Source organism: Simplicispira metamorpha, assembly GCF_004341365.1.
Taxonomy (GTDB): Bacteria; Pseudomonadota; Gammaproteobacteria; order Burkholderiales; family Burkholderiaceae_C; genus Simplicispira; species Simplicispira metamorpha.
This window is the reverse complement of sequence record NZ_SLXH01000028.1, coordinates 1-14,016: the sequence shown is the minus strand read 5'-3', so window position 1 is coordinate 14,016 and position 14,016 is coordinate 1. Positions and strand designations below refer to the sequence as shown.

Sequence of the window (14,016 nt, the reverse complement as noted above, 5' to 3'; positions counted from 1 at the left end):
TCACATCGCCTATCTCGCTACAAGGACACATGATGCTGAAGCTGTATCACGCACCCGGCTCCAATTCGGCGCGCATTCTGTGGCTGCTGGAGGAATTGGGCATGGAACGGGAGGTCGTGGTGGTGAAATACCCGCGCAACGATGGCAGTGAAGCCGATCCGCGCAATCCGCACCCGCATGGGTTCACGCCCGCGCTGGAGCACGATGGCCACTTGGTATCCGAGACGGCTGCCATTGCGCTTTACCTGACCGATCTGCATCCCGAGGCCGAGGTCGGCGTGCCGGCGGGGCATGCGTTGCGTGGAGCCTATCTCACCTGGCTCTTCTATCAGGTGGGTTTGACCGAACCCCTGGTCTACATGGAGGAGAAGGGCCTGCTGGTGCAGGATCCGGCGATGCGCGGCCTGAGTCAATCAATGATGCAGCGCATCCGGCACACGCTGTCACGCGGCCCCTACCTGCTCGGGCAGCGTTTCACCGCTGCGGACATCCTGTTCATGAGCTTGTTCGACACTGCGCGCCCGCTGCTGGGCGGCTGCCCGGTCATCGACGCCTATCTGGCCCGCGCCGATCGCCCTGCGCGGCGCCGGGCCTTGGCGCTAGATCGCTGAGCCGCGGTACGGCAGCCCGCCGCTTTTCTGCCTAGTATTTTTTATCGAGAGCCTGAACCGATGTCCCGTTCTGTCGTGCTTGTTACCGGCGGTGCTCGCCGCATTGGACGCGTGATCGCGCTTGATCTGGCTGCGGCTGGATGGAACGTGGCGATCACCTATCGGCACTCGTCGGAGGAAGCGCAGGACACGCTCAGGGAGCTGCGCCGCGGTGAAGGACAAGCGGAAGCGCTCTACGCCGACTTGAGCGATGAGGCCGGTTGCCGAGCGCTGGTGCCTGAGGTGGTGAGGCGATTCGGCCGCATTGATGCCGTAGTGAACAATGCGTCCGTTTTCGAGTACGACAACGCCGAGACCTGCGGATTGGCGGCGATGGAGCTTCACTGGAAGGCCAACACCGCGCCCGCCATCTTGCTGGCGCAGGCCTTGTACCAGCATCTGATGGATACCGGGAGGACAGGGTGCGTGGTGAATCTGCTCGATCAGAAGCTGTGGAACCCGAACCCTGACTATTTTTCCTACACCCTGTCCAAGGCGGCGCTGGAAGCAGCCACAAAAATGTTGGCCATGGCCATGGCGCCGCGCTTGCGTGTAGGAGGTGTGGCTCCGGGGCTCGCCCTGCTGTCCGGGCCGATGAACGAGCGGGAGTTCGAGTTGGGCCAACTGCTCAATCCGCTGGGGCGAAGCTCCCCGCCGGAGGATATCGCCGACGCGGTCCGCTTCCTGCTGACATTCCCGGCTTCGACAGGCTCCACCATCCTTGTCGATGGAGGCCAGCACCTGACCCGCCAGCCGCGCGACGTGATGTTCCTGGCTCGCGAGATGGGAGCCCGCTGAAATGTCCAACACCCTTCTGACTCCTGCATTGGCGCGGTGTCGCCGCCTTTTCCTGCGCAACCATGTGGTAGACATCAACATCGGGGCGCATGCCTTTGAGCAGGGGCATCCGCAGCGTGTGCGCATCAATGTGGATCTGTACGTTCCCCTGGCGTGCAGCACACCGGTGGATGACCATCTGGGGGAGGTCGTGGACTACGATTTCGTGCGTGAGGCGGTTCGGGAGCGCGTGGGGCGCGGGCATATCCAATTGCAGGAGACGCTGGCGGATGATCTGCTGCGCGCGCTGCTCGCCCATCCCCAGGTACTGGCAGCACGCGTCTCGACCGAGAAACCCGATGTCTACCCCGACTGCGAAGCGGTCGGCGTCGAAGTGTTTGCATTCAAGGACGGCGTGACTGCTGGCGCCCTGGGGCCGCAAGCTTAGTGACGGGCGCGTTCTTCTAGGCTGGTGCCACGGGTCCACAGCAGTAGCAGCAGGCTGGCAATCGCCGATGCCGCCAGGGATGCACCCACCGAGGTGCGTTCCGCGATGGTGCCCCACAGAATGGCCCCCGCCGCGCTGCCGCCCATGATGCTCATCTGGTAGATCGCCATGCCCCTTGCGCGCAAGGTGGCCGGCAATGCCAATTGCGCGCACATGGTGAGCGTGTTGGCCACACACAGCCAGACCGCACCGGACAGGGCGAGCGCTGGCGCGAGCGTCCACGCGCTGGGCGCCCAAACTGCGCCCAGCGTGGCCAGCGCGTGCAGCCACACGCCCCCATCGATGATCCGGTTGCGCGCCGCCAGTGCCGGGAGGCGGGGCAGGGCCATGGCGGCGAGCACGGCCCCCGCGCCCATGGAGGCCAGCAGGGTGGTGTAGGTGGTTTCGTTGGCGCCGATGTCCTTGGCGACCAGGGGCAGCAAGGCCACCAGCGCTACGGCCTGGGTGAAGAAGATGAAAGCGCGGAACAGCACCGCCCGCAGTATGGGAGAGGTCCGGGCATGGCTCACGCCATCGCGCATGGCCTGCAGCAGGCGCGGGCGTTCGGCGGGGGGAACATGGGGGGCAATGGGAGCGCGCCAGATCAGTACGCCGGCCAATATGGACAGCACGGCGTTGAGTGCGAACACCATCGCCGTTCCCTGCCAGGCCAGGACGATGCCCGCGACGATAGGGCCCAGCACCCGCGTCAGGTTGATGGCCAGGGCGTTGAGGGTCAGGGCAGAGGCAAGCAGGCGCCGCTCCACCAGGTCCGGCACTAGGGCCGAGAACACCGGAAACCGCAACGCCAGTCCAACGCCATTGAGCAGGCACAGCAGCAACAGCGTTCCTGGGGTCAGGGCATCGATGCCTGCGAGCACCGCCAGCACGGCCGCCACAACGGCGATCCAGGCTTGCGCCACGGCGAGGAAACGCCTGCGGTTGAGCAGGTCGGCCAGCGCGCCGCTGGCCAGGCCCAGCACGAACAGCGGCAAGGTGCCGGCCGCCTGTACCCAGGCCACCCACGCGGGACTGTCGGTGAGCTGGGCCATGCGCCAGGCGGCGGTTACCTCGTGCATCCACATGGTCATGTTGCCGGACAGCCAGGCCAGCCACAGGTAACGGAAGCCCGACCCTCGGAACGGGGCGAGCAGCGAGTCGGCGGGGGTGTGTGGCATCAGGCCGATTTGTCCAACGCCTTGCGCCAGCCGCTATGGAAGAGGTTCACGTGGTTCAACTGCTCTTCCTGGACTTGGCCATGTCGACGAGGTCGGCCATGGTCGGGTTGTGCGCCAGCATGCCGCCGTCGGCGATGTACGTCTGCCCGTTGATGTAGCGCGCCTCGCCTGAGGCCAGGAAACACACCAGCGCTGCGATGTCCTCGGGCTCGCCGAACTCGGGCACCAGCAGGTGGCGCTGCATTACGTCGATCACGCTCGCGGCCGCGCCACGCGTGCCGGGAGTGAGCACCAGGCCGGGCGCGACGGCATTGCAGCGCACGCCCTGGGCGCCATGGTGGGTGGCAATCTGGCGGGTCAGGCCGATGATGGCTGCCTTCGACACGCTGTAGGCCATGCGCGTGATGTCGCCCGAGAACCCGCCGGTCGACGCGGTGTTCACGATCGTGCCACCGCCTTGGGCGATCATGGTCGGCAGCGCGTACTTGCAACCCGCCAGGTAGCCGCGCAGGTTCACGGCCATGACCTGATCCCAGACCTCGAATTCGATGTCGATGGCGTTCTTGTCCTTGGCATGGATGACCGGAGAACTCAATGCGGCATTGTTATGCAGCACGTCCAGTCGCCCGAAGCGCTCGACCGTGCCCTGAACGAGTCGCTCGATGCTTCGCACGTCTGCGGCGTCGAAGACCTGCGCGCTGGCACGTGGGCCCAGCTCCGAAGCCAGCGCTGCGGCCCGTTCGGCGTTGACGTCGGCCACGACCACGGTGGCGCCTTCGGCGACGAGGCGACGGCAGGTGGCCTCGCCGATGCCGGAAGCGCCGCCCGTGACGATGGCAACCTGGTCCTTGAAGCGGCCCACGTGCGGGCCGGGAAGCGCGGGCTTGCTCATGGGACTTCCTTCGACGGGGTGGCGGCGAAGCCGCGGAACTGTTCCAGGTTCACGGCGGCATCCTCTGGATGCTTGAGGAAGTAGCGCACGTGCAGGCTGCCGAGACCGAACCGGTAGGTCTCGATGCTCTCGATCACCTGGTTCGTGCCGACGATGCAGTTGCGGTGGTGCACAGCGGCCTCGTTGCCGTTGATGATGGTGCTCACGACCTCGAGGCGGAACTGGTGGTTGTGCTTGTCGTACATCTCTTCGATGACGAGCCAGCCATCGGCCTGCTGCGCGCGGCCCACGTATTCGATGTCCAGGAGGTCTGGGGCCACTTCGCGGTACAGGGCTAGCAGGCCGGCCTTGTCGTGGTTGTTCCAGCAGCGGACCTGGCCGCTCATGAAGCGCTTGATCTGTTCTGAAGGGATCTGATGCATGGTGATTTATCTCTGTGGAGGCAGCACTCATGTCGGCAGCCCATGGAAACGGGATGAGATCGCAATGAGTTCCGGGATCTGCAGTTTCGGCAGAGCACTTTCGCTATAGGCCCAGCGGGCAACCGTCACGCGCGGCTAACGGTCTGCCTCGCAGGGGCTCAAGCACCGGCCGTGGAGTTGCTCGTTCAGCGATGGTGGCAGAGCTGCGGAGCGCGCTTGCCAAGGCTTTCGGGTCGGGTGCAGGGCATCTTTCACTGCTTCAGGGCTGGTGAATGAAATAGCGCACGGTCAGCCTGCCATTGTCGAAGTGGTATAGCTCGATGGTCTCGATGGTCAGCGAATTGCCCCGCACCTTGTTCCGGTTGTGGCATGCGACCTCGCTCCCATTGATGATCAGGGCCACTTCTTCGATCTCGATCTTGGAATTTTGCTGCGTCCACATGCCCTCCAGGATCGTCCAGCCTTCGGCCGCAGGACCTCGACCGACATACTCGATTTGTAGGCTCTCGGGCGCTACGGAGCGGTAGGCAGCGAAGAAGCCTTCCTTGTCGCCGGCGTTCCAAGCCCGCACCTGAGCGTGCAGGAAATGTTCGATGGTGTTTTTGTCCATGACATGGTCTCCAGTTCAGATTTCGGTGCCACGGACGTTACGTGCCGTGCCATTGCGCTTGTCGCTTTCGCCCCAGGCCATCCAGCGGTCGGGCTCGCGCGTATCGCCTACTCGGCGCCATCGTCCTTCCTGCTGGGCTGTGATGGGAAAACCGCCCACGAAGTCGAGCATTCGGCCTTTGGGGTCGGGCAGGAACTCCCATTCCTCTTTGCCTTCCAGGATGATGCGCGCGTCCTCGGCGAACCAGCCGTCCTTTTCATGGCGCACCGTGCCTTCGATATCCGTGGTGCAGCGAACTTCGCCCTTTTCGTTCTGGAGAATGGCGTAGCCCAGTTTGTCGTGGCCGACCAGGAAGGAGCCGACATCCCAGCTCCCGTCCTTGTAGATCGTGGCAAAGTTCCACCAGATGACGTGCATCTTGTTGTTGACGACCAGGTCCTTGTGCATGTGGATGGCGCCGCCTTCCGCCATCCAGGCCTGGTCCAGGGAAATCATGCCCTTGACCTTTCTGCCCTCGCAGGTGCCCTGCACGTCGTAGAGCTGTGCGACGTAGAAGGTGCCCCAGTCCACCCCAGGCAAATACCACTGCATGCCATTGCCGATGAGTTGGCCGGTGAGGTCGAGCAAGCCCTCTTCCCGCCAACTGAACCCGGTGCCAGAGGCGGTCAGCCGCCAGGGCTGACCGGGATCCTCTGGATGGCTGGACCACCAGGCGGTGTCGCCATCGAGCCCGCGTGCGGGAAACAGGGTGAGCGCTCTGGAGGCGATCTTTTCCTTGTCGATGCGGATGTTCTGGCCATCCAGGCGGGTGCTCTGGTAGATGAACTTGGTGGGGTTGGGCGTGCTGTCCGGCGCGTTGAGAGCGCGCACCACCGAGTAGATGTGGCCTTCATCGTCGCGCACGCTGCCAAACGGCATGTGCTTGGTGAGCTTGAGGCCGAAGTGGTCGCGCAGATCGGCCAGCCTGGCGCCGCTGACCTTTTGCGGGCCGACCAGGCATTGGTAGGCGAAGTCGGAGCGCTCGGGGATCGTGTCGAAGGTTCGCATGATCGGAGGGGCCTTCCTGATCAATCCCAGATGACGTGCACGCTCTTGGCCCCGCGCAGATGGGCGCCTTCGATTTTGGGCGCGGGTTGCTCGGGGTCGAGCCGCACGTTGGGCATGAGGTCCAGAATCCCGTTGATCGCGCAGTTCAGTTCGAGCTTGGCCACGAACTGGCCAATGCACATGTGCGGGCCAAAGCCGAAGCCGAACGACGGCTTCTGGCGGCGATCGATGTCGAACACGTCGGGATTCTCGAAGGCGCTTTCGTCGCGGTTGGCCGAGGCGACCATGCACTGGACGAAGGAGCCCTTGGGGATCGTCACGTCACCGATCTGTACGTCGGCGGAGGTCTCGCGCACCTTGAACGTGGAGGAGGGCTCGAAACGCACGGCTTCGTCGATCAGCTTGGGCACCAGATTGCGGTCGTTGCGCACGCGGTCGAGCAGGCCGGGGATGGTCAGCAGGAACGTCATCGCCGCACTGAAGGTTCGTGTGGTGGTCTCACCGGCAGCGGGCAGCAGCGAGCGGGCGAAGGTCGCGACCTCGTGGTCGTCGAGCTTGTGGCCCTCGTATTCGGCGTTCATCAGGCGGGTAATGAGGTCATCGCCCGTTGCGCCTTCGGCGCGGCGCCGCTGGACCTGCTCCATGAGCGCGTCGTACAGGCTCTTGACCGCAATGGCGGCGACCCGGCGGCCTTCCTCGGCCTTGGCTTTGTCAAGCTGGTTGGCCGCCAGCATCGATAGCGCCCAGACTGCATATTGGTTGTACTGATCGGGGTTGTCTTCCGGGAAGCCTACGAGGGCGTACATGGCACGCACCGGAAAGTTCAGGCCCATTTCCATGAGGTCGGCTTTCTTGTCGGGCAGCAGAGGCATGATGAAATCCTCGCGCGCGACGCGGTCGATCTTCGGGCGCCACTTGTTCACGTTTTCCGGCATGAACGCCGGCTGCAGCAGGGCGCGCACCTTGCGGTGGGCCTCGCCGTCCATGCCCAGGATCATCAGGCCATCCCACACCTTGCCCATGCCTTCGAGGATGAATCCGCTGGTGAAGGTGTTGGCGTCTTTGAGCACATTCATCACGTCCTGATACTGGAACACGGCGTAGGTCGGCCGGGTCTGCAACCCGGCGTTGGTCGGAACCCCGAGGAACTTGGCAATGAAGTCGCCTTCGTAGACGCGTGTGGTCTTGCGCATCTCGCGGCAGGCGGCATACAGGTCGTCCGTTTTGCCGCGATAGAGGTCGGACACGCTGGCATAGGCCGCTTCGAGCTTCTGGGCGTTCTCGGTGGTGGTTTTGGTCGTGGTATTCATGGAGCGTCTCCTTTAGGGATGGATATGGGAAAGTGGGGATAACGGACTTACTTCAGATAGCGTTTCACGCGGCCAGCGGCTATGCGGCCCGGCAGCCCATTGATGCCACCGCCGGGATGGATGCCGGCGCCGCCGAAGAACAGCCCCTTCACCGGCAACGTGTCGCCGCCGAGCCCGAAGGCCGGCCGCATGAGCCCTGTACGCGAGGCACCGGTGTCGATGTGCACCACGCAGCCGTTGGGAACATTCAGCCGACTGGCGAAGTCGGGTGCCGCTTCGGCGCGGCGGCCAATCTCCTGTGACTTGAACCCTGGCAGGTACGCGTCCGTTTGGTCGATGACCATTTGTGTCACCGCGGCACGGATGGCATCCCATCCTTCGCGTGGTTCGAGGGGCATGGCGATCGGATACAGGTAGGCGATGTCCTGGCCTTCGGGGGCCTGCGTGGGGTCCACGGCACTCGGTGCCGTGGCCCACAGATAGGGCAGTCGGGAGACATCGCCACGCGCTGCGCATTTGAAGTTGTCGAGCACCGCTTCCACGGTGCCGATCAGCAGCACGCTCTTGCGAAGACTCAGTCCGTCGGCGCGCAAGGCTTCGTGGCGGCTGGCGCGAACCTGGCCGCGAAGTGCGACGTCGATCTTCATGGGCGAGCCGCCGTGGGCATTGGCTGGCGCCAGATCGACCCGCGTCAGGTAGCGGCGTTCTATGGCGCCAGGTGTCACCATATTCATGGCAATCTTGGGGTGCACCGCCGCGACAACGCTGCGTGACTCGAGCACTTCGCCGCTGGCAAGCCGGACGCCCTGGGTTTGACCGCCACGGGCCACGATCTCGGCAGCAGGAGCATGGAGCCGAATCTCGCCCCCCAGTTCCGTCAGGCGGGCCGCCAGGGCGTCAGACAGAGTCTGCATGCCTCCCACGGCGCGGCCCAGGCCGAAGCGCTGGATGAAACCCAGCAGCGCGAAATAGACCCCGGTACCCTCGCCTGTGATAGGGCCGGCGGCACCCAGCAGGCAGCACAGGGCGGATTGCGTGACCGGGTGCTCGAACCGTTCCATGATGGAGGTGTAGGCGGGGCTTTTCATCAAGCCCATGAGTTCCGGCCTGAGGTGCCGGTTCTTGATCAGCACCTTGAGCGCCTGCCATTTCGCTCCTAGATTCATCTGCGCGGGATCGACCCGCATCATGGGGATCGCCAAGTCGATGAAGGTGTTTACCAGTTGCATCAGGGCCAGGAACTCCGTGGCGTCTGCCGTGCTGAAACGGCGGATCTCAGCGGCGGTCTGCTCCGCGCTGCGGCCGAATACGAGTGAGTTGCCATCCGGATGCAGATAGACATAGCCAGGCTCCATTTCGGTCTGACGAAAGCCGTGGCGCTCCAGCTGGAGCTCCTGCGGCATCATGGGATGCACGCGCAGAGACATCAGATCGAGGGCGCAGGGGTGCACCAGATGATTTGGGGCTTCGGGTATCAGATAGCCGGAGGAGGCCATGCCACCGACCTTGCCGAGGGATTCGACGACGATGACCTTGCGGCCCTCGGCGGCGAGATAGCAGGCGCTGGCCAGCCCGTTGTGGCCTGCGCCGATGACGATGGCGTCATAGAGAGGTGTAGTGCTCATACAGATTCCTGGAAAAGAAGAGGGCGGGCTTAGGCGGGCGCGACTGGCTTCCACCAATGCAAGTGTTCGGACGCATCCTGGAGCCTCTGCCAGGCGATGGCCACGGCGATCCTGGCCGCCGGGAGCTTCATGCCCAGGCCGAGCAGGATCATGACCACGGTCTCGCGGATGCAGGCCCCATTGAGCTGTCCCGTACGGGAGATGCGCCGAGCCCCTTCGACACTGGTGCCTATCACCAGATCGAAGGCGGCCTCGATCGAGTCGAACTGGAAGACGCCTTGCTCGTGTCCATAGTTCAGGCTGCGGAAAGCCAATTGGCGGCGCGGATCGTCGCCGTTGATGCGATCGACCAAGTCCGCATGAGAAACAATGGCGCCGTGGGCAGGATCCATCGCCGCACGGGCCAGCGCCATCAACGGGCCCGTGGCGAGCATCACTGCGCCGTCATCCAGGGGCTCGAACAGGCGTTCGAAACTCTGCAGCATTTCGCTCGCTGTGGTGCGGCCGATCTCCGCAAGAACTTCGTCCAGCGTGTCGAAGTATTTATAGAAAGTGCCGCGGGAGACATTGGCCGCACGGATCACGTCATCGATCACGGGGCGGCGTTTTCCCGCGCTCTTGCGGTAGGCGTCCATGGTGGCCGCAATCAGGCGTTCGCGCATGCGCTCGCGCCGCTCCCGCGCCACCCGGCGGCGGTGATCACCCAAGGGATGTTGATCCTTTATGGGGTCGATCGGAGGCAGATGCGCGTCCATGATCGGGCGGCCTACAGCGCATTCATCGAGGTATTGGCCATCCGAGAGGGTTTTGTCAACCTGCCTCGCCGCTCCGGCCACACGGCCAGTGCTTTCGCCGACTCCTTGGGCCTTTGGACGGCGAGCCTCAGAGAGAGGCGGGCTTGAGGAATGGTTGCTCATGGAATAATTGAACACTTTTTTTGATTGTGATCATATGTTCATCGAAGTGACATAGGTGTTTACTATGTGCCTTCACGGGTTTACGAGTTATTTGATATGTGTTAAATGATGCACAATTCGAAAAAATGTCTATAAATCACCGAGCGCGATGCAAAGTTTGCGAAGGAAACCTGCGATGACCAGCACCAGAACTTCATCCCTCGAACGGGCATTTGCGGGGGTCGCGGACAACTACCGCGGATCCGACGTCGATCTCCATGCGGTCTACGCCGCCATGCGCCGGAATTCCCCCGTGGTGGCGGAAAACTTCATGGCCGGGCTCGGTGTGCCCAATATCGCGGGCCAAGATGCGAACCGTCCGACGTTCACGGTCTTCAAGTACCGTGACGTGATGGCGGTGCTTCGGGATCCGACCCGCTTTACCAGTGGCTTCATCGCGGAAGGCCTGGGCGCTTTTTTTGACGGCTTGATCCTGACAGGGATGGACGGAGAGGAGCACCGCCGGGCACGGGCACTGCTGCAACCGGTCTTCATGCCCGACGTGGTCACCCGGTGGAAGCCTAAGATGGACGCCATCATTCGCGATGAATACCTGCTGCCGCTGGTAGCCTGCAAGCGCGCTGACCTGATGGACTTCGCGCTGCACTTTCCCATCCGACTGATCTATTCGCTGATCGGTTTTCCGGAAAATGATCCAGAGCGCATCCACCAGGTCGCCGCCTGGGCCCTGGCCATCCTCGCGGGACCCCAGGTCGACCCGGAAAAGGCAGCCCGGGCGCGCGGAGCGGCCATGGAGGCCGCCAAGATGCTCTATGACGCAGTCAAGGAAGCGGTGGTTCAGGTGCGGGCCGAAGGCGCGACGGGGGAGGATTTGATCAGCAGGCTGATTCGCGCTGAGTACGAGGGCCGCCAGTTGGACGACCATGAGATCTCGACCTTCGTGCGCTCGCTGCTGCCGGCCGCCGGTGAGACCACCACGCGCACCTTCGGGTCGCTGCTGGTATTGCTGCTGGAGCGGCCGGAACTGCTCGAGCGTGTGCGGAATGATCGCGCGCTGGTCGGCAAGGCGATCGACGAAGCGGTTCGGTTCGAGCCCGTCGCGACATTCAAGGTGCGCCAGGCGGCTGAGGATCTGGAGATCGGTGGCGCGCAGATCCCGAAGGGCGCGATGGTGCAGGCGATCGTGATGTCGGCCAATCGTGATGAGGAGGCCTTCGAGCAGGCCGATCGGTTCGACATCGACCGCAAGCCCAAGCCCTCGTTCGGCTTTGGCTTCGGTCCGCACATGTGCATCGGCCAGTTCATCGCCAAGACCGAGATGCAGGTGGCGCTCAATGCCGTGCTGGATCTATTGCCCAACCTGCGGCTGGACCCTGCGAGGCCCGCTCCCCGGATCTCCGGGGCCCAGTTGCGTGGCCCCCATGAAGTGCACGTGGTGTGGGACTGAAGGAGTTCCCATGAAGAACCCGTTCCAGATGTCTCGTCGCCGTTGGCTGCTCGTGAGTGCGGCCGGCATTGCTTCCAATCCGCTTGCTGCCCAGGATGCCTTTCCTCGCCGGCCCGTGAACCTGGTGGTACCTTTTCCGCCTGGAGGCCTTGCCGACAGCGTGGCGCGGCAGTTCGCACCGTCGCTGGAGCGGGTGCTTGGCCAGCCCGTGGTGGTTCAGAACCGCGCGGGCGCGGCCGGTGCGATCGGCGCGGCCGCCGTCGCCAGCGCCAAGCCTGACGGCTATTCGATCCTCTTCACGCTGTCGAGCTTGTCAACCTTGCCTGAGCAAGCCCAAGTCAACCAGCAAAAGCCGGCATTCCTGCTGAGCCAGCTCAAGCCGGTGGCGCGCATCAGCACCGATCCGCTCGCTATCGTGGTGAGGGCCGATAGCCCTCTGCAAACCTTGAGCGACCTGATGGTCCGTGCGCGTTCGCGGCCCGGCGAGATGAGCTATGGCTCGTCAGGGAACTATGGCACCGTGCACATTCCGGTGGAGATCTTTGCCCATGAGGCCGGGCTCAAGCTCAACCACATCCCCTATGCGGGAGGCGCGCCCCTGATGGTGGGGCTGCTTGGCGGCCAGGTCGATTTCACGATGTTGCCGCGTTCCTTGATCGCTTCCCATGTCCGGGCGGGTAAGCTGCGCGTCCTGGCCACCGTGGGGGCGGAGGCGTGGCCACAGTTCCCGTCCGCTCCAAGCACCGAGGCCTCGGGACTGAACGTGGGCGTGCTGCCGTGGACGGGGGCTTTCGTACCGTTTGACGTGTCACCGACCGTGATGGAGCGGTTGCAGTCGGCGTTTCGCATCGCCGCCGAGAATCCCGAATTCAAGCAAGCGTTGCTCAAGGCAGAGGGAACTCCCGCCTACCTCGACGCGGACGAGTTCCGGGCATTCTGGAGTCAGGACGCTGCACGCATGAACCAGGCGGTTCGGCGCATGGGCAAGCTCGAATAGGAAGTGACCGATGGATCTGGGCATCGCTGGCCGCAAGGCCATCATTTGCGCTTCTTCGAGAGGACTCGGGAAGGCATGCGCCTTGGCGCTCGCGCGGGAAGGCTGCATGGTGGTCATCAATGGCCGCAATGCGCAGGCGCTGCATGCAGCCGCTGCGGAGATCGCGGCGGTGTCGGGCCAGCCTCCGGTCGCCGTCATGGGGGATGTCGGCACCGATGCGGGGCGCGCCGCGCTGCTGGCCGCCTGTCCGTCCCCTGACATCTTGGTGACCAACAACGGCGGGCCAGCGCCAGGCGAAGCCGGGCAATGGGACCACGCAACGTGGATCGCGGCCGTCGAGAGCAACATGCTCAGCGGCATTTTGCTGATCCAGGCGGTGGTGCCCGGGATGCGGGAGCGCCGCTTCGGGCGCATCGTCAACATCACGTCGGCCATGGTGAAATCGCCGAAGCTGATGCTCGGACTTTCGACGGCCTCGCGAGCGGGCCTTACCGCCTTTTCGAAGGCCATGTCCAACGAGGTGGTGCGAGACAATGTCACCATCAACAACCTGCTGCCCGAACGCATCGAGACCGACCGCATCGCATACATGGCTGGGCAACTGGCCCAGCGCAGGCAGATTTCCCAAGAGCAAGCCCGCGCGGAGTTGCTCAAACCGGTCGCTGCCAGGCGGTTTGGGCGACCTGAAGAATTCGCGGATGCTTGCGCTTTCCTGTGCTCGGCCCAGGCGGGCTACATCAGTGGCCAGAATCTGCAGGTCGACGGCGGCAGCTATGAAGGCCTGATCTAGTACTACAGCCGTAGTACTTGATGTAAAGTGCCACGCGTCAAAACAACGTGGCAAGTCAAGATGACGGTAGAGGTGCAGCCGTGGCTACAGGAATTGCTCAGCGTTCACAGCCGCCTGGCGCCGTTGTTCAAGCGGCCCGAGCCCAGGGCCCGCGTGCTGGGCTATCTGCAAGGGCTGCTGAGCAACGTCGAGCGCAAGAACAGCTGGCAGCTGGCAGAGTTCATCGGTGATACCACGCCCGACGGCGTGCAGCACCTGCTCGAGCGTGCGCATTGGGATGCAGATCTGGCGCGGGACATTCTGCGTGACTACGTGACAGAGCACCTGGGCGATGCAGAGGCAGTGCTGATCGTCGATGAGACCGGCTTTATCAAGAAGGGGCGACATTCGGCAGGCGTCAAGCGCCAGTACAGCGGCACGGCTGGTCGCATTGAGAACAGCCAGGTCGGCGTCTTTTTGCACTACGCCGGCTGTGGAGGCGGCGCCTTCATCGACCGCCAGCTGTACCTGCCCCGGGAGTGGATCGAGGACAGGGCACGCTGCCAGGCGGCAGGGATACCGTCCTCGGTAGAGTTTCAGACCAAGCCCCAACTGGCCCAGCGCATGATCGAGCGCGCGCTCGATGCCGGGGTGCCTTGTGGCTGGGTCACAGGCGATGCAGTGTATGGCGGCGACCGGCGCCTGCGCGCGTGGCTGGAATCGCGCGAGCAGTCCTTTGTGCTGGCGGTTGCCTGCAATGAGCCCCTGTGGTGGCAAGGGCCCAACTACAGCAGCGCCCAGACCATCGCACAAGCGCAACCAGCAAGCGCTTGGCAGCGCCTCTCAGCAGGCGCGGGTGCCAAGGGCGAGCGGCTGTATGACTGGGCG

The 14,016-nt window shown here is 63.9% G+C and carries 15 protein-coding genes; 7 read left to right on the top strand and 8 right to left on the bottom strand.

The genetic code is table 11. The annotated features are described in order from the left end of the window. Positions 1 to 32 precede the first annotated feature (32 nt). From EV674_RS14055 to EV674_RS14045, 3 genes are read left to right on the top strand one after another with little or no spacing between them, the layout of a single operon-like run. Positions 33 to 611 carry a glutathione S-transferase family protein gene (locus EV674_RS14055; RefSeq protein WP_157983722.1) on the top strand — a complete coding sequence of 193 codons (579 nt, stop codon included), beginning with the start codon at positions 33 to 35 and terminating at the stop codon, positions 609 to 611. Positions 612 to 671: 60 nt separating this feature from the next. Further along, the gene (locus tag EV674_RS14050) at positions 672 to 1,448 is read left to right on the top strand and encodes an SDR family oxidoreductase (protein WP_119014733.1); all 777 of its coding nucleotides are present in this window, start codon (positions 672 to 674) and stop codon (positions 1,446 to 1,448) included. A 1-nt stretch (position 1,449) separates the two neighbouring features. Beyond that, positions 1,450 to 1,875, top strand: a complete 426-nt coding sequence (locus EV674_RS14045) for a dihydroneopterin aldolase (RefSeq protein WP_119014734.1) — start codon at positions 1,450 to 1,452, stop codon at positions 1,873 to 1,875. Here the strand turns inward: EV674_RS14045 and EV674_RS14040 are convergent. The 8 genes from EV674_RS14040 to EV674_RS14005 all read right to left on the bottom strand — a co-directional run bounded on the left by EV674_RS14040 (position 1,872) and on the right by EV674_RS14005 (position 9,753). Then, positions 1,872 to 3,092 (bottom strand): MFS transporter, encoded by a 1,221-nt coding sequence (locus tag EV674_RS14040; RefSeq protein WP_119014735.1) that lies wholly within the window; start codon positions 3,090 to 3,092, stop codon positions 1,872 to 1,874. The genes EV674_RS14045 and EV674_RS14040 overlap by 4 nt on opposite strands. Positions 3,093 to 3,147: 55 nt before the next feature. After that, positions 3,148 to 3,984: an SDR family NAD(P)-dependent oxidoreductase gene (locus EV674_RS14035; protein ID WP_119014736.1), complete on the bottom strand. Its 837-nt coding sequence runs from the start codon at positions 3,982 to 3,984 to the stop codon at positions 3,148 to 3,150. Beyond that, positions 3,981 to 4,406 (bottom strand): nuclear transport factor 2 family protein, encoded by a 426-nt coding sequence (locus tag EV674_RS14030; RefSeq protein WP_193552725.1) that lies wholly within the window; start codon positions 4,404 to 4,406, stop codon positions 3,981 to 3,983. The genes EV674_RS14035 and EV674_RS14030 overlap by 4 nt, the downstream gene beginning before the upstream one ends. Positions 4,407 to 4,665: 259 nt before the next feature. Continuing rightward, complete coding sequence (locus EV674_RS14025; RefSeq protein ID WP_119014737.1) at positions 4,666 to 5,016, bottom strand: nuclear transport factor 2 family protein; 351 nt, start codon at positions 5,014 to 5,016, stop codon at positions 4,666 to 4,668. Positions 5,017 to 5,031: 15 nt separating this feature from the next. Continuing rightward, entirely contained in the window at positions 5,032 to 6,063 is a 1,032-nt protein-coding gene (locus EV674_RS14020) for a hypothetical protein (RefSeq protein WP_119014738.1), read from the bottom strand. 20 nt (positions 6,064 to 6,083) lie between these two features. Then, positions 6,084 to 7,373: a cytochrome P450 gene (locus EV674_RS14015; RefSeq protein WP_060987161.1), complete on the bottom strand. Its 1,290-nt coding sequence runs from the start codon at positions 7,371 to 7,373 to the stop codon at positions 6,084 to 6,086. 47 nt (positions 7,374 to 7,420) lie between these two features. Then, a complete protein-coding gene (locus EV674_RS14010; protein ID WP_119014739.1) occupies positions 7,421 to 8,998 on the bottom strand; it encodes a phytoene desaturase family protein in 1,578 nt (525 codons plus the stop codon). Positions 8,999 to 9,027: 29 nt separating this feature from the next. Then, the gene (locus tag EV674_RS14005) at positions 9,028 to 9,753 is read right to left on the bottom strand and encodes a TetR/AcrR family transcriptional regulator (RefSeq protein WP_157983723.1); all 726 of its coding nucleotides are present in this window, start codon (positions 9,751 to 9,753) and stop codon (positions 9,028 to 9,030) included. A gap of 337 nt (positions 9,754 to 10,090) precedes the next feature. On the opposite strand from EV674_RS14005, the gene EV674_RS14000 reads away from it, so the two are divergent. The 4 genes from EV674_RS14000 to EV674_RS13985 form a co-directional block, all read left to right on the top strand. Then, the gene (locus EV674_RS14000; RefSeq protein ID WP_063460652.1) at positions 10,091 to 11,362 is read left to right on the top strand and encodes a cytochrome P450; all 1,272 of its coding nucleotides are present in this window, start codon (positions 10,091 to 10,093) and stop codon (positions 11,360 to 11,362) included. 10 nt (positions 11,363 to 11,372) lie between these two features. Beyond that, the gene (locus tag EV674_RS13995; protein ID WP_157891323.1) at positions 11,373 to 12,359 is read left to right on the top strand and encodes a Bug family tripartite tricarboxylate transporter substrate binding protein; all 987 of its coding nucleotides are present in this window, start codon (positions 11,373 to 11,375) and stop codon (positions 12,357 to 12,359) included. A 10-nt stretch (positions 12,360 to 12,369) separates the two neighbouring features. Next, positions 12,370 to 13,149 carry an SDR family oxidoreductase gene (locus EV674_RS13990; protein WP_119014742.1) on the top strand — a complete coding sequence of 260 codons (780 nt, stop codon included), beginning with the start codon at positions 12,370 to 12,372 and terminating at the stop codon, positions 13,147 to 13,149. Between the two features lie 60 nt (positions 13,150 to 13,209). Beyond that, positions 13,210 to 14,016, top strand: an 807-nt coding sequence (locus EV674_RS13985) for an IS701 family transposase (RefSeq protein WP_132750461.1), incomplete at its 3' end; no start/stop codon positions are given.

Bases quoted from the DNA above. Each gene is read 5' to 3' on its own strand.
- EV674_RS14055 (WP_157983722.1), top strand. From the start codon at position 33: ATGCTGAAGCTGTATCACGCACCCGGCTCCAATTCGGCGCGCATTCTG.
- EV674_RS14050 (WP_119014733.1), top strand. From the start codon at position 672: ATGTCCCGTTCTGTCGTGCTTGTTACCGGCGGTGCTCGCCGCATTGGA.
- EV674_RS14045 (WP_119014734.1), top strand. From the start codon at position 1,450: ATGTCCAACACCCTTCTGACTCCTGCATTGGCGCGGTGTCGCCGCCTT.
- EV674_RS14040 (WP_119014735.1), bottom strand. From the start codon at position 3,092: ATGCCACACACCCCCGCCGACTCGCTGCTCGCCCCGTTCCGAGGGTCG.
- EV674_RS14035 (WP_119014736.1), bottom strand. From the start codon at position 3,984: ATGAGCAAGCCCGCGCTTCCCGGCCCGCACGTGGGCCGCTTCAAGGAC.
- EV674_RS14030 (WP_193552725.1), bottom strand. From the start codon at position 4,406: ATGCATCAGATCCCTTCAGAACAGATCAAGCGCTTCATGAGCGGCCAG.
- EV674_RS14025 (WP_119014737.1), bottom strand. From the start codon at position 5,016: ATGGACAAAAACACCATCGAACATTTCCTGCACGCTCAGGTGCGGGCT.
- EV674_RS14020 (WP_119014738.1), bottom strand. From the start codon at position 6,063: ATGCGAACCTTCGACACGATCCCCGAGCGCTCCGACTTCGCCTACCAA.
- EV674_RS14015 (WP_060987161.1), bottom strand. From the start codon at position 7,373: ATGAATACCACGACCAAAACCACCACCGAGAACGCCCAGAAGCTCGAA.
- EV674_RS14010 (WP_119014739.1), bottom strand. From the start codon at position 8,998: ATGAGCACTACACCTCTCTATGACGCCATCGTCATCGGCGCAGGCCAC.
- EV674_RS14005 (WP_157983723.1), bottom strand. From the start codon at position 9,753: ATGGACGCGCATCTGCCTCCGATCGACCCCATAAAGGATCAACATCCC.
- EV674_RS14000 (WP_063460652.1), top strand. From the start codon at position 10,091: ATGACCAGCACCAGAACTTCATCCCTCGAACGGGCATTTGCGGGGGTC.
- EV674_RS13995 (WP_157891323.1), top strand. From the start codon at position 11,373: ATGAAGAACCCGTTCCAGATGTCTCGTCGCCGTTGGCTGCTCGTGAGT.
- EV674_RS13990 (WP_119014742.1), top strand. From the start codon at position 12,370: ATGGATCTGGGCATCGCTGGCCGCAAGGCCATCATTTGCGCTTCTTCG.